This is a genomic window from Pseudomonas sp. SORT22, from assembly GCF_018417635.1.
Taxonomy (GTDB): Bacteria; Pseudomonadota; Gammaproteobacteria; order Pseudomonadales; family Pseudomonadaceae; genus Aquipseudomonas.
Window position 1 is genome coordinate 3,772,394 of the sequence record NZ_CP071007.1, and the last position, 17,127, is coordinate 3,789,520.

The 17,127-nt window shown below is 64.1% G+C and carries 19 protein-coding genes; 13 read left to right on the plus strand and 6 right to left on the minus strand.

Annotated features, from left to right (window positions below):
- Positions 1-8: 8 nt before the first annotated feature.
- From JYG36_RS17220 to JYG36_RS17230, 3 genes are all read left to right on the plus strand, one after another.
- On the plus strand, positions 9-566 hold the full coding sequence (locus JYG36_RS17220) for a helix-turn-helix domain-containing protein (RefSeq protein ID WP_045201551.1): 558 nt from the start codon (positions 9-11) through the stop codon (positions 564-566).
- A gap of 23 nt (positions 567-589) precedes the next feature.
- On the plus strand, positions 590-1,942 hold the full coding sequence (locus tag JYG36_RS17225) for a glutamine synthetase family protein (protein WP_213601796.1): 1,353 nt from the start codon (positions 590-592) through the stop codon (positions 1,940-1,942).
- Positions 1,943-2,101: 159 nt separating this feature from the next.
- Positions 2,102-2,776 (plus strand): polysaccharide lyase family 7 protein, encoded by a 675-nt coding sequence (locus JYG36_RS17230; protein WP_213601798.1) that lies wholly within the window; start codon positions 2,102-2,104, stop codon positions 2,774-2,776.
- Here JYG36_RS17230 and JYG36_RS17235 read toward each other — a convergent pair.
- Positions 2,748-3,641, minus strand: coding sequence for a LysR substrate-binding domain-containing protein (locus JYG36_RS17235; protein WP_213601800.1), 894 nt, complete (start codon positions 3,639-3,641; stop codon positions 2,748-2,750). The genes JYG36_RS17230 and JYG36_RS17235 overlap by 29 nt on opposite strands.
- A gap of 125 nt (positions 3,642-3,766) precedes the next feature.
- Here JYG36_RS17235 and JYG36_RS17240 point away from each other — a divergent pair, with 125 nt between their 5' ends.
- The 7 genes from JYG36_RS17240 (at position 3,767) to JYG36_RS17270 (ending at position 9,962) form a co-directional block, all read left to right on the plus strand.
- Positions 3,767-4,828: an agmatine deiminase family protein gene (locus tag JYG36_RS17240; RefSeq protein ID WP_093384665.1), complete on the plus strand. Its 1,062-nt coding sequence runs from the start codon at positions 3,767-3,769 to the stop codon at positions 4,826-4,828.
- Complete coding sequence (gene aguB / locus JYG36_RS17245) at positions 4,825-5,730, plus strand: N-carbamoylputrescine amidase (protein WP_213601802.1); 906 nt, start codon at positions 4,825-4,827, stop codon at positions 5,728-5,730. The genes JYG36_RS17240 and aguB overlap by 4 nt, the downstream gene beginning before the upstream one ends.
- Positions 5,727-6,818, plus strand: a complete 1,092-nt coding sequence (locus JYG36_RS17250; protein ID WP_195883637.1) for an extracellular solute-binding protein — start codon at positions 5,727-5,729, stop codon at positions 6,816-6,818. The genes aguB and JYG36_RS17250 overlap by 4 nt, the downstream gene beginning before the upstream one ends.
- A 24-nt stretch (positions 6,819-6,842) precedes the next feature.
- The gene (locus JYG36_RS17255) at positions 6,843-7,949 is read left to right on the plus strand and encodes an agmatine deiminase family protein (RefSeq protein WP_213601804.1); all 1,107 of its coding nucleotides are present in this window, start codon (positions 6,843-6,845) and stop codon (positions 7,947-7,949) included.
- A gap of 75 nt (positions 7,950-8,024) precedes the next feature.
- Entirely contained in the window at positions 8,025-8,864 is an 840-nt protein-coding gene (yghU, locus tag JYG36_RS17260) for a glutathione-dependent disulfide-bond oxidoreductase (protein ID WP_093384701.1), read from the plus strand.
- 115 nt (positions 8,865-8,979) lie between these two features.
- Complete coding sequence (locus JYG36_RS17265) at positions 8,980-9,552, plus strand: hypothetical protein (protein ID WP_093384705.1); 573 nt, start codon at positions 8,980-8,982, stop codon at positions 9,550-9,552.
- Positions 9,553-9,632: 80 nt separating this feature from the next.
- Positions 9,633-9,962, plus strand: a complete 330-nt coding sequence (locus JYG36_RS17270) for a hypothetical protein (RefSeq protein WP_093384710.1) — start codon at positions 9,633-9,635, stop codon at positions 9,960-9,962.
- Here the strand turns inward: JYG36_RS17270 and JYG36_RS17275 are convergent.
- The 3 genes from JYG36_RS17275 to JYG36_RS17285 all read right to left on the minus strand — a co-directional run bounded on the left by JYG36_RS17275 (position 9,959) and on the right by JYG36_RS17285 (position 11,979).
- Positions 9,959-10,132: a hypothetical protein gene (locus JYG36_RS17275; RefSeq protein ID WP_176794279.1), complete on the minus strand. Its 174-nt coding sequence runs from the start codon at positions 10,130-10,132 to the stop codon at positions 9,959-9,961. The genes JYG36_RS17270 and JYG36_RS17275 overlap by 4 nt on opposite strands.
- 97 nt (positions 10,133-10,229) lie before the next feature.
- Entirely contained in the window at positions 10,230-11,156 is a 927-nt protein-coding gene (gene lipP1, locus JYG36_RS17280) for a LipP1 family hormone-sensitive lipase (RefSeq protein ID WP_213601806.1), read from the minus strand.
- Complete coding sequence (locus JYG36_RS17285; RefSeq protein WP_045201575.1) at positions 11,143-11,979, minus strand: SDR family NAD(P)-dependent oxidoreductase; 837 nt, start codon at positions 11,977-11,979, stop codon at positions 11,143-11,145. Before JYG36_RS17285 ends, lipP1 begins: the two co-directional genes overlap by 14 nt.
- 144 nt (positions 11,980-12,123) lie before the next feature.
- On the opposite strand from JYG36_RS17285, the gene JYG36_RS17290 reads away from it, so the two are divergent.
- The 3 genes from JYG36_RS17290 (at position 12,124) to nudE (ending at position 15,065) form a co-directional block, all read left to right on the plus strand.
- Positions 12,124-13,167: a 3-ketosteroid-9-alpha-monooxygenase, oxygenase component gene (locus JYG36_RS17290; protein ID WP_213601808.1), complete on the plus strand. Its 1,044-nt coding sequence runs from the start codon at positions 12,124-12,126 to the stop codon at positions 13,165-13,167.
- Positions 13,168-13,298: 131 nt separating this feature from the next.
- Entirely contained in the window at positions 13,299-14,429 is a 1,131-nt protein-coding gene (locus JYG36_RS17295) for a helix-turn-helix transcriptional regulator (RefSeq protein WP_195883632.1), read from the plus strand.
- Positions 14,430-14,516: 87 nt separating this feature from the next.
- Positions 14,517-15,065 (plus strand): ADP compounds hydrolase NudE, encoded by a 549-nt coding sequence (gene nudE / locus JYG36_RS17300; RefSeq protein WP_213601810.1) that lies wholly within the window; start codon positions 14,517-14,519, stop codon positions 15,063-15,065.
- Positions 15,066-15,160: 95 nt separating this feature from the next.
- On the opposite strand, the gene dmpG is transcribed toward nudE, so the two are convergent.
- Both dmpG and JYG36_RS17310 read right to left on the minus strand, forming a co-directional pair.
- Positions 15,161-16,195 carry a 4-hydroxy-2-oxovalerate aldolase gene (gene dmpG, locus JYG36_RS17305; RefSeq protein WP_213601812.1) on the minus strand — a complete coding sequence of 345 codons (1,035 nt, stop codon included), beginning with the start codon at positions 16,193-16,195 and terminating at the stop codon, positions 15,161-15,163.
- A gap of 13 nt (positions 16,196-16,208) precedes the next feature.
- Complete coding sequence (locus JYG36_RS17310) at positions 16,209-17,117, minus strand: acetaldehyde dehydrogenase (acetylating) (RefSeq protein WP_213601814.1); 909 nt, start codon at positions 17,115-17,117, stop codon at positions 16,209-16,211.
- Positions 17,118-17,127 lie beyond the last annotated feature (10 nt).

Genomic DNA, 17,127 nt, shown 5'->3' on the forward strand with positions numbered 1-17,127 from the left:
GCCCCTTTATGGACATGCAGGAAGAAATCGAAAGCCTGGCGATCCTTATTCGCGACCTGCGCAAGCACCGCAACCTGACCCTCGGCGAGCTGGCCGAACGCATCGACCGCTCGGTGGGCTTTCTGTCCCAGGTCGAGCGCGGCCTGTCGCGCCCGACCGTGGCCGACCTCACCGCCATCAGCGAAACCCTGTGCGTGCCGACCACCTACTTCTACAACCTGAGCAAGCCTCGGCAAGTCGACTGGGTCACCCGCCCCGGCGAACGGCGCACCCTGTATTACGCCGCCGGGGTCACCGACGTGCTGGTCTCGCCCAAGCTCAACGGCGGTTTCTCGATGCTTGAAAGCCACTTGGCGCCCGGCGCCAGCAGCGGTGACGGGCACCTGGACGACAGCTCCGAGCAAGGCGGGTTTGTCCTCGAAGGCGAGTTGAGCCTGTGGCTCGATGACGCCCCAGAGCCGGTCACCCTGCAGGCCAACGACAGCTTCCAGTTGCCGGCGCACAGCCAGTTCCGCTACGCCAACCTGACCGAACACAGTACCCGGGTGCTCTGGGTATTCCGTTGAAACCAAGCGCAGGATCGCACGTGATGACAACAATAAAAGACTGCCCTGATCTGCTTAGTGAAGTACGCGCATTTCGCGCCGAGCATCCTCAGGTGCGTTATGTCGACCTGATCAGCCTGGACATCCCCGGGCACTTTTATGGCAAGCGCTACCCGATCGACATGCTCGAAAAAGTCGCCGCCGGCAGCGCCCTGAAACTGCCGCAGAACTGCGTGCTGCTCGGTGTTCAGGGCGGCCTGCACCCGATCGGCGACTACTGCTTCAACGACGGCGACCCGGACGCGCCACGGCGGCTGATCCCCGGCACCCTCAAGCCGGTGCGCTGGGAGAACCAGCCGCTGGGGCAGATGCTGATCAGCTCTGACGGCACCGCCGCGCCCATTGAGTTCGAGCCCCGAGAAGTGCTGGCGCGGGTGCTGCAACGCCTGGAACGGCGCGGCATTCGCCCGGTGGTGGCCTTTGAGCTTGAGTTCTATCTGTTCGACAGCGCGCTCAAAGACGGCCTGCCGCAGTTCCCCCGCGACCCGTTCAGCGGCGATGCCGATGACCAGCCGAACATGCACATCGAGCGCCTGTCGCGCTACTCCGACGTGCTGCGGGACATGGTCGAGACCGCCAACGAGCAAGGCGTGGACGCCAACGTCATTACCGCAGAACTGGGCCCCGGACAGTTCGAGATCAACTTCGGCCACTGCGACGACGGCCTGCGCGCCGCCGACTGGGCCGCCCTGTTCGCCCGCAGCACCCGTGGCGTGGCGCTCAAGCACGGCATGCGCGCCAGCTTCATGAGCAAGCCCTACCTCGACGCGCCGGGCAGCGGCATGCACGTGCATGTCAGCCTCTACGACCAGCAGGGCAACAACCTGCTGGCTGCCGACAACCAGCGCCCGCTGCGCCATGCCGTGGCTGGCTGCCTGGAGTTGCTGGCGCAGTGCATGCCGATCTTTGCCGCCAACCACAACGCGATGCGCCGCTACGGCGCCATGGTCAACGCTGCCAGCCGCGCCAGCTGGGGCTTTGAAGACCGCGACGCGTGCATCCGCATCCCCGAATCGGACCCACGCAACCTGCGCATCGAACACCGTCTGGCCGGCGCCGACGCCAACCCATACCTGGTGCTGGCAGCGATTTTAAGTGGCATGGAACACGGTTTGGAGGCTGGCAAAGAGCCGATAGCGCCGCTCAACGAAGACCGCAGCAGCGGCATCGACTTTCCCAAGGACATGCTCGCGGCGGTGGCGGCCATGCGTCATCACCCGGTGGTCAATGAGCGGTTGGGCAGTGAGTTCGTCATGGTCTATTGCGAGAACAAGAGGCAGGACCACCTGGCGTTCATGCATGAAGTAAATGCGCGGGAGTATCGCTGGTTTCTCTAGACTGCGCCGGCCTCATCGCGGGTCTCGACTTGATCCGCGATAGGGCTCGAAGCCGAGCGCAGTTTAGCTATTGACGAAATTTTAGCTTGCAGCTAATTATTAGCTGAAGCCCACAATTATTTAAGAGAGGGCCCACACCGAAAACCGAAGGAGAAACCCATGAGCGTCAACATTGACCGCCTAACAATCACCACCCCGGTACCCAAGTCCACCAGCGACCCCACCGCCCTGGAACTGACCGGCGCCCAGGCCCTGGCGCAACTGCCGAAAATCATCGCCAGGCTCGACGACGGCTCGGTCCGCTTCACCGCCCCAACCAAGGGCGCTTCAAGCAAGAGCACCCACCGCACCCGCTGCGAATGGAAAGAACCAACCTACTGGTCGCTCGCCAGCGCCAGCAAACACCACAACCACCAGAGCATGACCCTGAGCAAGGTCAACGCGGCGCAGAAGGTGGTGATCTCGCAGCTGCACGTCAAAGACGACGACAGCCCGGTGGTCAAGGTGTTCTGGAACAAGGGCAAGCTCACTTACGGCTTTCGCCGAAGCTACAACCAGAGCGCCCCGGCCAGCGTCACCCTGCTGGCCAATGTGCCGCTGGGCACCGCGTTCGAGATCATTCTCGATGTCACCGCCAAGGGCGTGGTGACCCTCGCTGCCACCTGCAAGGGCAGCACCGCCAGCAGCGGACCATTGCAGATGGATGCCAGCTGGAACAGCCGCACCTTCAACTTCCACGGCGGCGTCTACAACCAGGTTGATTACAGCGACAACACGCCGGCCAGCGACGGCTCGGTCTGCATCATCAGCGCGCTGGCGCTGGGTCACCATTAAGCCCTGAGCCCTCTGCCAGGCACTGCTCAAGCCACTGGCAAAAGCTCACAGTCAAGGCCTCCCCTTCACTGTTACGGTGCACCAGCCACGCCCACTTGGGCCCGCGCACGGTCTGCTCGGTCAGCGCCACCAGGTTGCCTTGCGCACGCGCCTGCCCGGCCAGCAAGCCACTCACCAGGGCAATGCCCAAGCCCTGGCTGGCAGCGTCAAGCAACTGCCCGGGGTCGGAAAAATTCAGACCCTGCAGCTTCTGCCCCACAGCCTCGCCACCCTGGGTGTGCCAGTAGCTCCAGTCCATTTCCCGCTCGCCATGCAGGGTGGTCCGCTGCGCCACGTCGAGCTCCAGCAGGCGCGGGTGACAGGCCGGGTACAGCCGATCCTGCAACAACACGTGAAAGCTGCAATCGGCCTGGGCACTGATGTCGTCGCGCACGGCAATGTCGATGGTCTGGGTGGTCATGTCGGGGATTTCATCGCTGGTGAAGAGCCACAGGTCCACCTCCGGGTGCAGCCGATGAAAGTCGCCCAGGTGCGGCACCAGCCAGTGCCGGGCAAACGCCGGCGTGGTGTTGACCACCAGTTGGTTGGGCTTGCGGTACTGCTCCAGGCGACGGATGCCAACGGTCAGTTGCTGCAGCATCACCTGGGTGGTGCTGAGCAGGTCGTGGCCGGCATCGGTAAGCGACACGCTGCGCCCTTCGCGAAAGAACAGCGGTTGCTCCAGGTAGTTTTCCAGGCTGCGGATCTGCTGGCTGATCGCCGATTGGGTCAGGTGCAGCTCTTCGGCAGCCTTGTGAAAACTGCCCAGGCGCGCCGCCGCTTCAAAACCGCGCAGGGTGTTCAGAGGTGGCCAGTGTTTCAGCATGATTGATAAGCCCAGCTAATCATATATCGGCAAAATCCATCGTTTGTTCAGGTGCAGACCCCAGTTATAGCATGGACATCCCGGCAACCTTGCTGAAAACAATTACTTAACTGAAGGGTATTGCAATGCACAACGACAGCGCCAACAACAACGGCTGGTTCATGCCCGCCGAATGGGCTCGCCACGCTGCCACCTGGATGGTCTGGCCGCACAACCAGGCCCTGTGGGAGTCGACCTGGGGCGTCACCCTGGCGGCTGTGCAGGTGGATTTCGCCCGGGTCGCCAACGCCATCGCCCGCTTCGAGCCGGTGAAAATGGTCGTCGACCCCAGCGCCGTCAGCCAGGCCCGGGCGCTGTGCGGGGCCAACATCGAGCTGATCGAAATCGCCGTCAACGACAGCTGGTGCCGCGACTCCGGCCCAAGCTTCATCTGCCACCCGCAGCAAGGCCTGGCCGGAGTCAGCTGGCGCTTCAACGCCTGGGGCGGCAAGTCGGCCCACGACCTCGATGAAGGCCTGGCCCGGCGCGTGCTCAATGGCCTGGGCCTGCCGTGCTTCGGCAGTTTTCTGGCCAACGAAGGCGGCGCCATTCATGTCGATGGCGACGGCACGCTGATCACCACCGAATCGGTCCTGCTCAACCCCAACCGCAACCCGGGCCTGGGCAAGCAAGACATGGAAGAAATCTTCGTCCGCCTGCTGGGGGTGAACAAGGTCATCTGGCTGCCGGGCGACCCGGACTACGTCACTGGCGACATGACCGATGGCCACGTCGACGGCGTCTGCGCGTTTGCCCGGCCGGGCGTGCTGCTGGTCGATGCCACCGAAGATCAAACCTCGGTCTACGCCCAGGTGGCGAAGGAGAACCGCCGCGCCCTGGAACTGGCGACCGACGCCCGTGGCCGCAGTTTCGAGCTGATCGACCTGTACGAAGCTTCCGCTGCGGTCGACACCGATGCCGAAGTGTTCTGCGCCTCCTACACCAACTTCTACCTGTGCAACGACGCGGTGATCATGCCCGCCTACGGTATCGACGCCGACCAGCAGGCCGCCGCCACCCTGCAGCAGGCCTTCCCCGGCCGCAGCGTGGTACCGGTGCAAATCAACCAGCTGGCCCATGGCGGTGGCGGCGTGCATTGCATCACCCAGCAGCAACCGGCCTGGCCCCTGAAAGGAGCCAAGCCATGAGCGCGCTGAGCGTCGCCAGCCTGCAGCTGGCCTGCAGCTGGAACCTTGAAGACAACCTCGATAACGCCGAGCGGCTGGTGCGCGAGGCGGCGGCGGCCGGGGCCAGGCTGATCCTGCTGCCCGAGCTGTTCGCCACGCCCTACTTCTGCATCGAGCAATGCCACGAGCACCTGGCTCTGGCGCAACCCTATGAAAACAGCCCGCTGTTGCAGCGCTTTGCCGCCCTGGCGGCGGAACTGAACGTGGTATTGCCGCTGAGCTGGTTCGAGCAGGCCGGCAATGCCTACTTCAATTCGCTGACCGTCGCCGATGCCGACGGGCGCTTGCTCGGCGTCTACCGCAAGACCCACATCCCCAACGCCATCGGCTACCAGGAAAAGGAATACTTCAGCCCCGGCGATACCGGTTTCAAGGTCTGGGACACCGCCGTCGGGCGCCTGGGCGTGGGCATCTGCTGGGACCAGTGGTTCCCCGAGACCGCCCGCTGCCTGGCCTTGCAAGGTGCAGAAATCCTCTTGTTCCCCACCGCCATCGGCTCCGAGCCCGGCGCTGCGGCGCTGGATTCGCGCGACCATTGGCAACTGACCCAGCGCGGCCACGCCGCCGCCAACATCCTCCCGGTGATCACCGCCAACCGCACCGGCGTTGAAGTGGCGCGCAGCGATGCCGAGCTGCACATGCGTTTTTATGGATCGTCGTTCATCACCGACCACAAGGGCCGCCTGCTGGCCGAAGCCGATCGCGACAGCCCTTGCATGCTGCTGGCCGAGCTGGACCTGGCGCACATGCGCGAAGAGCGCCTGACCTGGGGCATCTACCGCGACCGCCGCCCGGAAATGTACGCCACCCTGTTGAGCCTGGACGGCCGTCACCCACACAGCACCTGGAGGCATGGCGCATGAACAGCCTGAAAACCCTGATCGCCCTTTCCCTGGCCCTGGGCTGCAGCCTGGCCAACGCCGAAGACAAAGTGCTGCGCCTGTACAACTGGGCCGATTACTTTGCCGAAGACACCCTCAAGGATTTCACCGCCCAGACCGGCATCAAGGTCATTTATGACGTCATGGACAGCAGCGAAACCCTGGAGGCCAAGCTGCTCTCGGGCAACAGCGGCTACGACCTGATTTTCCCCGGCGACACCGTGGCCGAACGCCTGGCCCGCGCCGGCGCCCTGCAAAAGCTCGACCCGGCCAAACTCGAACACCTGGCAGACATCGAGCCCGGCCTGCAGCGCCTGCACCAGCGCTACCCCAACTCGCGCGAGAGCACCGTGCCCTACACCTGGGGCAGCATCGGCCTGACCTACAACCGCGCGGCCATCGAGCAGCGCATCGCCAATGCCCCGGTCAACAGCCTCGACCTGCTGTTCAAGCCAGAAAACGCCGCGCTGCTGGCCGACTGCGGCATCTCGATGATCGACTCGCCCGACGAAGTGCTAGCGGTGGTGCTGCACTACCTGGGCAAGGACCCACGCAGCGGCAAGGCCGATGATTTGCTCGCCGCCCGGCAGATGCTCGGGGCGATCAAGCCGTACATCCGCAAGTTCCAGTCGCAGCCGGTGACCCAGCTGGTCAATGGTGACACCTGCATTTCCCTCGGTTACAGCGGCGACATGATCCAGGCCCAGCGCACCGCCGATGCCGCCGGTAAAAAGGTCGAGTTCCGCTACCACATCCCGGTGGAAGGCACGACCATCTGGATGGACAGCATGGCCATTCCCGCCGATGCCGCCCACCCGGAATACGCCTACGCTTTTATCAACTTCGTCATGCAGCCGCAGCAGATGGCCGCCATCAGTTCGTTCACCGGCTACCCCACCTCCAGCGCCAAGGCACGGCCGCTGGTCGAGCCGCAGATGCGTGACAACCCGGACATTTACGTCAGCGACGAAACCTACGCGCGGCTGATCCCGGGCAAGGACATTACCCAGAAAGACATGCGCGCGCGCATGCGTACCTGGACCACCCTCAAGACTTCCTCGGCCCATTGAGCCGTCACTACGAGAGCCACACCGATGACACCCCGTCGTACCTTTCTCAAGCATCTGTCAGTCGCCGCCGGCATTGCCGGCCTGGGCCTGGGCCCGTTGCGCCTGGCCATGGCCGCTGACCAGCGCTGGTTCATGCCCGAAGAAGACCAGGCCCAGCGGCGGATCTTCCTGGCGTTTGCCGCCGCCGAAAATGTCTGGGAAGACCAGGCGGACGCGGTCAACAGCTGCATCGCACAACTGGCCCGGACCATCGCCCGCTACCAGCCGGTCAGCGTACTCTGCCGCCCCGAAGACCTGGCCGATGCACGCGAGCAATGTGGCAGCGACAACATCGAGTTCCTGCCCATGGCGCTGGACGACATCTGGATCCGCGATTACGGCGGCTGCTTCGTCATCGACGACGACGGCAACAGCGCGCTGATGGACTTCAACTTCAACGGCTGGGGCAACAAGCAACGCCACCGCAACGACAGCCGCGTGGCGGCAACGCTGAGCGAAACCCTGAACGTGCCCTACCTGCAAAGCGAGCTGACTGGCGAAGGCGGCGGCATCGAAGTGGACGGCCACGGCACGGCGATCATCACCGAAAGCTGCTGGGTCAATGCCAACCGCAACCCCGACTGGAGCCGCAGCGATGTCGAGGCCGAGCTTAAAGCCAACCTTGGCCTGCGCAAGATCATCTGGCTGCCGGGCATCAAGGACCAGGACATCACCGATGCCCACGTTGACTTCTACGCGCGCTTCGTCGAGCCGGGGGTGGTGATCGCCAACCTCGACAACGACCCGGACTCCTACGATTACCGGGTCACCCGCAAGCACCTGGAAATCCTCAAGCAGGCCACCGACGCCGATGGCCGCCGCTTGACCGTGCACCTGCTGCCGCCACCGGGCAAATTGCGCAGCAACCGCTTTACCCGCGACAACCCGGAGTTTGCCGCCGGCTACATCAACTACCTGCCGATCAATGGCGCGGTGATTGCCCCGCAGTTTGGCGACCCGAAAGCTGACCAGTACTGCAAGCAGCTGCTGGCCAAGTTGTACCCGGGGCGGACCATCGAGCAGGTCAACATCGACCCGATCGCTGCGGGCGGCGGCGGCATACATTGCATCAGCAAGAACATGCCGGCATGAACCGCCGCCGGGTTTGACAAGCGTTTGCGCCAAGCCCGAACATGAGCCCCTCGAGCACACCAGGAGGTTCATCGCATGAGCAAGGCACCCTACGTCCCGCCTCGGGTCTGGCAGCACGACGCGCCGTCGGGCGGCGAGTTCGCCAACATCAACCGCCCGGTGGCCGGCCCGACCCACGACAAGGCCCTGCCGCTGGGCAAGCAGCCGCTGCAACTGTACTCCCTGGCCACGCCCAATGGCGTCAAGGTCACCATCCTCCTCGAAGAGCTGCTGGCCCTCGGGCATGCCGGCGCCGAGTACGACGCCTGGCTGATTCGCATCAGCGAAGGCGAGCAGTTCTCCAGCGGCTTCGTCGAGATCAACCCCAACTCGAAGATCCCCGCCCTGCTCGACCGCAGCGTGCAACCGCCGGTGCGGGTGTTCGAGTCGGGTTCGATCCTGCTCTACCTTGCAGAAAAATTCGCCGAGTTCCTGCCCCGCGACCCAGCGGGTCGAACCGAAACCCTCAACTGGCTGTTCTGGCAGATGGGCGCAGCGCCCTACCTGGGCGGCGGCTTCGGCCACTTCTATGCCTACGCGCCAGAAAAATTCGAATACCCGATCAACCGCTTCAGCATGGAAACCAAGCGCCAACTGGATGTGCTCGACCAGCGCCTGGCGCAAAGCCAATACCTGGCCGGCGACAGCTACACCATCGCCGATATCGCCGTCTGGTCCTGGTACGGCCAACTGGCGCTGGGCAGGCTGTATTCGGCGGGCGAGTTCCTCAGCGTGCAGGACTACACCCACGTGCAACGCTGGGCGCAAGCCATTGCCGAGCGCCCGGCGGTCGTCCGCGGCTTGCGGGTCAACCGCACCTGGGGCGATGAAGCCAGCCAGGTGCCCGAGCGGCATTCGGCGCAGGACCTGGACTGAGGCAACAGTATTCGACGTCAAACGCGAGTACTGTGCGACAAACACTGGCAGGGATAGCCATTGTGCTCCACTGTCAGGTCAAGCAAACGACCCTGAAGCGAGATAACTGAAGAACATGAAGTTCACCACACGCACCGCAATCATCACCCTTGGCGCCTCTGCTCTCCTGGCGGGCTGCAACAACGAACCTGAGTATAAGGTCACCGGCACCAACGCCAACGAAATAAGCCAGTACAACCAGCAGCGCGAAAGCGCCGCCGCTTACCTGACCAAAGTTCAGGCTTATGTCGCTGAGATCAAGGCCATGGAAGCGCTTCCGGTTGGCCCTGCCCTGCCTGCGCAACACCAGAAGATGCAAGCACTTAAAGTCGAAGGCGACGGAGTTGGTTCAATTGTTTCTCCGCTTTCTCACTGCCGAGCAAGCGGCTACGCAGCCTCGGAATACTGGCAAACCGTAGCAGGCATGATCACGACTCAGCCCCCTTCCGCTGCCCTTGAAAGATTTGCCAGCGAGGTCCAGCAATGCCAGCAGCAACTGCAAAACCCACCCAAGGCCATCACCTACATTGAAGGGCCTGCCGATAAGCAACCAGCTTACCCGGGCTGCCTGGAAATCTTGGCACTGGGTGAGAAAGACGGCGATACCCGGACATGGAGCTGCCCTACCGAATCCATGCCTTCGACATGAGCCTTTAACGCCCACAGGCGGCGCTCAGACCTCAAACAAGCGCCGTCCACTACAAGAATCAAGGGCTAATCAAATCCAGGATGGAGCACTACAAATCACTGTTACAGGCGCTGTTCTTCTTTGCGCTGACCTTCGGCCTTGGCTATCTGTCGATACGCCGCATGCGCAAGCTGCGCGAGGCCGTCGACAGCGAGTTCGAAGCGGCGCTGCGCCGCCTGCACATCGACCACCACGAAGTGCTGCTCGACCGCACCCAGCGCCAGTATCACCCGGAGACGACCCAGGTGCACCGGATACTGCGCGATGACCAAGGCCAGCACTACCTGTACGTGCACATCAGCGGCTCGCCCGGGGTCCTCCAGCCACTGAGCCGCGAGCGGGCGCTGCTGGCCCTGGGCAACAAGGCCTAAGGCATCAGCCTGGCGACGCTCGGCACCGGGATGTAACACGGCTGGAAGCTGGGCTGGCAGTAATAGGCCATGGTCACCGGCGCCGGCAGCGGGCGGGTCAGCAAGGCGCTGTAGACAGCGCCAAAGGCGCAGACGGTCAAGGCAAGGCAAATTGTTCTTGTTGTTTTCATGGCCATTCCACCACAGGTGAGGAAAAGACGTTGTGCGCTCAAGACTAGAAACTGCTGCGACAACCTGCTTCGTCCAAACGGACTAGGCCGCCGCCATTCAGCCCAGCGCCCGGCGCAGGTCGGCTGCGGCCCCGGCCAGGGCCAGAGCGGCGCCCTCGACAAACGCGCTCATGCTGATAAAGCCATGCACCATGCCCTCGCAACGCTCCAGGCGGATGGCCACACCTGCCTGGTGCAAACGTTGGGCAAAGGCTTCGCCTTCGTCGCGCAATGGGTCGTACTCGGCGGTGATCAGGGTGGTGGCGGGTAAACCCTCCAGTGACTCGGCGAGCAGCGGCGAGGCCAATGGCTCCTCGACCTGCTCGGGCTGTTGCAGGTAGCTGCGCCAGAACCAGGCCATCATCGCCCGCGACAACAGATACCCTTCGCCATACACCTGGTACGACGGGGTGTCGCAGCGGCCATCGGTGACCGGGTAGAACAGGCACTGGTAGCGAATCTGCGGGCCCTGGCGCTCTGCGGCCAGGCGGCTGACGGCGATCGCCAGGTTGGCCCCGGCGCTGTCGCCGGCCACGGCCAGGCGGCTGCCGTCGACGCCCAGGCTGGCGGCATGTTCGACCAGCCAGCAGGTGGCGGCATAGCAATCGAGCGGCGCCGCCGGAAAGCGCGCCTCCGGTGCCAGCCGGTAGGCCACCGACACCACCACCGCGCCAGTGGCGCTGGCCAGTGCCCGGCACAGATGGTCATGGGTATCGAGGGTGCCGATGACAAAACCGCCGCCGTGGAAGAACACCAGCAGCGCCAGGTTGTCTTGCGCCAGCGGCCGGTACAGGCGGGCATCCAGCTCGCCAGCGGCGCCCGCCACGCGCAGCTCACGCACTTCGGCCATCTGCGCGCCAGGGATCGGCGGCAACAGGTGGTCGGCATATTGCCGATACTGCACGGCATCGAGCCGGTGGTAGTCGGGCTCCCCCTGGACGCTGAACTGTTCGAGCACGGCGGCGATCTGTTTATCGAGCGGCATGGGCGTCTCCTTCGGCGATCATCTGGAACTGCGGGTTGGTTTCTTCAAGGATGCTGCGCAGGCGCAGCTCCAGGGCGGGCTTGAAGTCTTTGTGCGGGAAGATCCAGAAGCGCCGCTCGGCCAGCGCGGCGAATACCTGGGCGGCCAGCTCGCGGGGCGTCATGCCCTGGCGAATGTGCTCGTCGAGCACGGCGCTGAAAGTGGCGTCGGCCTGCTCGCGGGCCTGGTTGGAGGCCATGATGTCACTGGCCACCGGCCCCGGGCAGAGCACCGACACCGAGACCTGCGCGCCGAGCATGTCCAGCTCGTACTTGAGGGTTTCGGATAACGCCACCACCGCCTGCTTGGTGACGTTGTAGGGCGCCATCAACGGACTGCTGAGCAAGCCGGCGAGCGACGCGGTGTTGATCACCTGGGCCGGGTGGCCCTGCTCGAGCATCAGCGGCACAAAGCTGCGGATGCCATTGATCACCCCTTGCAGGTTGATGGCGAGCATGCGCTGCCACTGCTCGTGGCTGATCTGCCAGCTGTAGCCGGTCTGCATCACCCCGGCATTGTTGAACAGCAGGTCGACCCGCTGAAAATGCGCCAGGGCGACATCGCGCAGGCGCTCGACCTGGGCCACATCGCTGACGTCGGTCAGCTGGGCAATGGCCTGCACGCCCTGGCCTTGCAGTTGCGCGCTCAGCGCCTGCAAACCCGGGCCATCGACATCGGCCAGTACCAGCTGCATGCCCAGCCCTGCCGCATGCTCGGCCAGACCCCGGCCGATCCCGCTGGCGGCGCCGGTAATCACCGCCACCCGCCCCTGCTCATTGCTCATTGCGTTCTCCTGCTGCTGGCTTGATTGCGCCAGTAGAGCCGTCAGCCCACGGCCGGCCATCGTCCGTTCAGACGATGCCTGCTGGTACAGGGGCGGCAGAATCACTCGCACAGCACACCCCGTGATACCCCGGAGAACAATAAGATGAGCACCCTGCACCGCATTGAAGCCAAGCTGCTGGAAGACCGCTACGCCCGTGGTTGGCACTGCCTGGGCCTGGCCGCGCACTACCGCGACGGCAAGGCCCACCGCCTGGACGTGTTTGGCACCCGCCTGGTGGCGTTCCAGGGTGAAGACGGCCAGCTGAACATTCTCGACGGCTTTTGCCCGCACATGGGCGCCGACCTGAGCACCGGCTGCATCGAAGGCAACTCGATCCGCTGCCCGTTCCACAGCTGGCGCTGGGGCGCCGATGGCGTGTGCGACGACATTCCCTACGCCAAGCGCATTCCACCGCGGGCCAAGGTCAAGCGCTGGCCGATCATGGAAGAAAACCAGCTGCTGTTCGTCTGGAACGACCCGCAAGGCAACCCGCCGATTGCCGAGCAGGCGATCCCGCGCATCGACGCCTGCTTCAGTGACCAGTGGGCCGCCTGGGAAGTGGCCGAACTGCAGATCGACACCAACTGCCGCGAGCTGATCGACAACGTCGCCGACATGGCCCACTTCGGCACCGTGCATGGCGCGCCGGTGGCCGAGTTCAGCAACGTCTTCGCAGGCCACCTGGCCACCCAGGTCATGCGTGCGCGCAGCGAACGGCTGTCTGGCGACAGCGAGCTGAGCACGGTGGCCACCTACTTCGGCCCGGCCTACCAGATCACCGAAATGACCGGGGCGATGAACGGCCAGCCGATCCATTCGATCCTGCTCAACTGCCATGTGCCGATCGACCTCAACAGCTTCACCCTGCGCTACGGCGTGCTGGTGAAAAAGATCCCCGGCCTGAGCGAGGAGCAGAACCAGGCCATGGCCAAGGCCTACGTGCAGCAGGCCCAGTCGGCTTTCTACGAAGACGTGGCGATCTGGCACAGCAAGACCCGGGTCGACAACCCGCTGCTGTGCGACGGCGACGGCCCGGTGTACCAGCTGCGGCGCTGGTATGAGCAGTTCTATACCGACGTCGACCTGCTGCCTGCCGAAACCGCCGACAGCAAGCGTTTCGTGGTGCTTGACGGCGAGCGCGCCTGAGCCTTGCCGAGCGCTTTGGACAGGCGTGCGCTACGCCTGTCCGGATGCGTGTACGGAGCGTTGCGTGCACGCGTTAACGCCAACTATTCTCTGCCATCGCCAACGCTAATAATAAAAAATGGTAGTTCCCTATGCAGCCGTGCCTCACCCTCGAGTCATTCAGCGACTTGCTCGGTCACCTCTATCAAGGGCCGATGGAGAACATTCCCTGGGTCACCTTCCTCAACCAGCTCAACCTGCAGCTACAGAGCAAATACGTCACCTTCATTCTACGCCCGCCCAGCGCCCACGTTGACGGCCTGATGGTTAACACCACCGGCAGTTCGAGCGAAACCACCGCCTCGTACAACAAGCACTTCTTTGCCCTCGACCCGTTCGTCGACCTGCCCAACCGCGAAGTGGTGACCCTCGCCAGCTACGTCTCCAACGACGAGCTGTTGCAATCGGAGTTCTACAAGAACTTTCTCGAGCCGGTGGACGTGTTCCATATTCTCGGGGCCGACATCAATACCGGCGACGGCGCCCAGTGCCGTATCCGCATCAGCCGCGGGCGCGATGAGCAGGCCTTCGGCGACCAGGAAAAAACCCTGCTGGCGCGCTTCATCCCGCACCTGGAACGCTCGATCAAACTGCACATGCAGCTCAACCGCATCGAGACCGAACGCAACCTCTACGCCGGCGCCGTCGACCAGCTGGCGGTGGGCACCATCATCCTCGACGAAACCGGCAAGGTGCTGCAGACCAACCAGGTTGCCGAGCGGCTGATCCAGGAAAAGGACGGCATCAAGCTGGTCAATGACGGCCTGCAGGTTGGCACCGCGCGCGACACCCAGGAGTTCCGCCGGCTGGTCAAGCAATCGCTGCTGTCGCAAAAAAGCAGCAACCCCTCGGTGGTCGAGGCCATGCGCGTACAACGCCCGTCCGGGCGCGCCGACCTTGGCATCATCGTGCGCTCGGTGCCGCTGTCGACCTGGAGCGAAGGCAAGCAATGCCCGACCGTGGTGATCTTCATCAGCGACCCCGAGCAGCAATCCTCGGCGCCGCAGGAGATCGTCCGGGCGCTGTTCGATTTCACCCCGGCCGAAACCCAGCTGGCGATGCTGCTGGCCAACGGCCTGACCCTGGACGAAGCCTCGGAGGAACTGGGCATCAGCCGCAACACTTCGCGGGCGCACCTGCGTTCGACCTTTTCCAAGACCGGCGTGACCCGCCAGACCATGCTCGTGCGCTTGATCTTGCGCAGCGTGGCGACCCTCGGCTGAAGCACCCGCCCTCGTCCGCTTGGACGATGGCGGGTTGCCGGGCACAGCGCACAGTGCAGGTATCCACCCGCCGCCAGGGGCCTGCACATGCGCAACTGTCCGACCATCCTCAAGACCGAACTGCTGGCCCAAAGCAGTCATTTCCAGATCGAAGCCCTGCACCTGCAGTTCAGCAACGGCCAGCGGCGCATCTACGAACGCTTGCGCGGCACCGGCTACCGCTCGGTGATGCTGGTGGCGATGCCCGACCCCGAGCACGTGCTGCTGGTGCGCGAGTATGCGGTGGGCGTAGAGGGCACCATCCTCGGCCTGCCCAAGGGCGGTGCCGAGGCGCATGAAAGCTACCTGCAGGCGGCCCAGCGCGAGCTGTGCGAAGAAGTCGGCCTGAGGGCGGCGCGGCTGACCGAGCTGGGCGAACTGACCTTGGCGCCCGGGCATTTGTGTCATCGTTATCGGGTGGTGCTGGCCCAGGACCTGAGCCTCTGTGCTCTGCAAGGTGACGAGCCGGAGCCGCTGGAATGCATCAAGGTGCCGCTGGCGCAGATCCCGGCACGGGTGGCCAGTGGCGAGTTGCATGAGGCCCGGGCCATTGCCGCGTTGTTCATGGCCATGGGAGCGCTGGCTCAACCGCGATGAGGCCGCTGCACTCGATCGCGGGTCAAGCCCGCTCCCACAGAATTGTGCGGGACCTGTGGGAGCGGGCTTGACCCGCGATGAAGCCAGCGCGCACCTCAGGTCGGCATCACCCCTCGCGCCCGCGACATTGTCAGGGCCAGGTCTTCGATCATGTCTTCCTGACCGCCCACCGTGCCGCGCCGCCCCAGCTCCACCAGCAGGTCGCGGGCAGCAATGCCGTACTTGAGCTCGGCACGCTTGGCAAACAGCAGGAACGAGCTGTACACCCCGGCATAGCCCAGGGTCAGGGCATCGCGGTCAAGGCGGATCGGTTGGTCCATCATCGGCACCACCAGGTCCTCGGCGACGTCCATGATCCGGTACAGGTCAACACCACTGCTCACACCCATGCGCTCCAGCACGGCGACGAACACTTCCAGCGGCGTGTTGCCCGCCCCCGCCCCCAACCCGGCCACCGAGCCATCGATGCGCACGGCGCCAGCCTCGATGGCCGCCAGCGAGTTGGCAATCGCCATGCCCAGGTTGTGATGGCCATGAAAACCGACTTCGGTGCCGGCGCTTAAACCTGCCCGCAATACGCCAATCTTCTCGCTGACTTCAGTCGGCAGCATGTAGCCCGCCGAATCGGTGCAGTAGATGCAATTGGCGCCGTAGCTTTCCATCAGCCGCGCCTGTTCCAGCAGCTTTTGCGCGCTGACCCTGTGCGCCATCATCAGAAAGCCGACGGTATCCAGGCCCATCTTCGCCGCCATGCCGATGTGCTGGCCGGAAACATCCGCCTCGGTGCAGTGGGTGGCCACGCGGATGGTCGAGACGCCATGCTCATGGGCCATTTTCAGGTGATCGAGGGTGCCGATCCCCGGCAGCAGCAAGGCCGATACCTTGGCCTGCTTGAGGGTGGGAATTACCGCGGCGAAGTATTCCTCATCGCTGTGGGCGGCAAAGCCGTAGTTCAGCGACGCGCCACCCAGGCCATCGCCATGGGTGATTTCAATCAGCGGCACGCCGGCGCCATCCAGGCCGCTGGCCACTGCGATCATCTGTTCCAGGCTGATCTGGTGACGCTTGGCGTGCATCCCGTCGCGCAGGCTCATGTCGTGCAGACGGACGCTTTTACCTTGCAGATTCATGGCAGTTCTCCACTCAACGGACGGGCAGTTGCAGGGTGCCCTTGTGGGCTTCTTCGGCAAACATCTCGGCGGTGCGCAAACCGGCAGCGGTCATGATGTCGAGGTTGCCGGCAGACTTGGGCAGGAAGTCGCCGAGGCCTTCGACCTCGATGAAGATCGACACCTTGCGGCCATCGAAAATCGGCCCGTTGATCAGGGTGTAGCCGGGCACGTAGCGCTGCACCTCCTTGACCATGCTCAACACCGAGGCGCGAATGGCCTCGCGGTCGGGCTCTTCGTCGGTCAGGCAGTGGATGGTGTCGCGCATCATCAGCGGCGGTTCGGCCGGGTTGATGACGATGATCGCCTTGCCGCGCCGGGCACCGCCGACCTGCTCGACGGCACCGGCAGTGGTGCGGGTGAATTCGTCGATGTTCTGCCGGGTACCCGGGCCCACAGAGCCGGACGACACCGTGGCGACGATCTCGCCATAGGCCACCGACTGGATGCGCGACACCGCCGCGACCATGGGGATGGTCGCCTGGCCGCCGCAGGTGACCATGTTGACGTTCATCGCCAGGCTCGCCGCGTGCTGCTTGAGGTTGACCGGCGGCACGCAGAACGGGCCGATGGCCGCCGGCGTGAGGTCGACCATGATCACCCCAAACTCGTTGAGCTTGCGGCTGTTATGCGCATGCACATAGGCCGAGGTGGCATCGAAGGCGATGCGGATATCGTCGTCGAGGACATGTGGCAATAATCCGTCCAGGCCGTCGGCGGTGGTCTTCACCCCCAGCTCACGAGCGCGCTTGAGGCCTTCGGACTGCGGGTCGACGCCGACCATCCACACCGGCTCGATCCACTCGGAGCGGCACATTTTCATCAGCAAGTCGGTGCCGATGTTGCCCGGCCCGATAATCGCCGCTTTCAGTTTTTTGCTCATTCGCTTGAAC

What these genes read in the sequence shown, in the direction of transcription:
- JYG36_RS17220 (WP_045201551.1), top strand. Translation starts at nt 9, where the DNA reads ATGGACATGCAGGAAGAAATCGAAAGCCTGGCGATCCTTATTCGCGAC.
- JYG36_RS17225 (WP_213601796.1), top strand. Translation starts at nt 590, where the DNA reads ATGACAACAATAAAAGACTGCCCTGATCTGCTTAGTGAAGTACGCGCA.
- JYG36_RS17230 (WP_213601798.1), top strand. Translation starts at nt 2,102, where the DNA reads ATGAGCGTCAACATTGACCGCCTAACAATCACCACCCCGGTACCCAAG.
- JYG36_RS17235 (WP_213601800.1), bottom strand. Translation starts at nt 3,641, where the DNA reads ATGCTGAAACACTGGCCACCTCTGAACACCCTGCGCGGTTTTGAAGCG.
- JYG36_RS17240 (WP_093384665.1), top strand. Translation starts at nt 3,767, where the DNA reads ATGCACAACGACAGCGCCAACAACAACGGCTGGTTCATGCCCGCCGAA.
- aguB (WP_213601802.1), top strand. Translation starts at nt 4,825, where the DNA reads ATGAGCGCGCTGAGCGTCGCCAGCCTGCAGCTGGCCTGCAGCTGGAAC.
- JYG36_RS17250 (WP_195883637.1), top strand. Translation starts at nt 5,727, where the DNA reads ATGAACAGCCTGAAAACCCTGATCGCCCTTTCCCTGGCCCTGGGCTGC.
- JYG36_RS17255 (WP_213601804.1), top strand. Translation starts at nt 6,843, where the DNA reads ATGACACCCCGTCGTACCTTTCTCAAGCATCTGTCAGTCGCCGCCGGC.
- yghU (WP_093384701.1), top strand. Translation starts at nt 8,025, where the DNA reads ATGAGCAAGGCACCCTACGTCCCGCCTCGGGTCTGGCAGCACGACGCG.
- JYG36_RS17265 (WP_093384705.1), top strand. Translation starts at nt 8,980, where the DNA reads ATGAAGTTCACCACACGCACCGCAATCATCACCCTTGGCGCCTCTGCT.
- JYG36_RS17270 (WP_093384710.1), top strand. Translation starts at nt 9,633, where the DNA reads ATGGAGCACTACAAATCACTGTTACAGGCGCTGTTCTTCTTTGCGCTG.
- JYG36_RS17275 (WP_176794279.1), bottom strand. Translation starts at nt 10,132, where the DNA reads ATGAAAACAACAAGAACAATTTGCCTTGCCTTGACCGTCTGCGCCTTT.
- lipP1 (WP_213601806.1), bottom strand. Translation starts at nt 11,156, where the DNA reads ATGCCGCTCGATAAACAGATCGCCGCCGTGCTCGAACAGTTCAGCGTC.
- JYG36_RS17285 (WP_045201575.1), bottom strand. Translation starts at nt 11,979, where the DNA reads ATGAGCAATGAGCAGGGGCGGGTGGCGGTGATTACCGGCGCCGCCAGC.
- JYG36_RS17290 (WP_213601808.1), top strand. Translation starts at nt 12,124, where the DNA reads ATGAGCACCCTGCACCGCATTGAAGCCAAGCTGCTGGAAGACCGCTAC.
- JYG36_RS17295 (WP_195883632.1), top strand. Translation starts at nt 13,299, where the DNA reads ATGCAGCCGTGCCTCACCCTCGAGTCATTCAGCGACTTGCTCGGTCAC.
- nudE (WP_213601810.1), top strand. Translation starts at nt 14,517, where the DNA reads ATGCGCAACTGTCCGACCATCCTCAAGACCGAACTGCTGGCCCAAAGC.
- dmpG (WP_213601812.1), bottom strand. Translation starts at nt 16,195, where the DNA reads ATGAATCTGCAAGGTAAAAGCGTCCGTCTGCACGACATGAGCCTGCGC.
- JYG36_RS17310 (WP_213601814.1), bottom strand. Translation starts at nt 17,117, where the DNA reads ATGAGCAAAAAACTGAAAGCGGCGATTATCGGGCCGGGCAACATCGGC.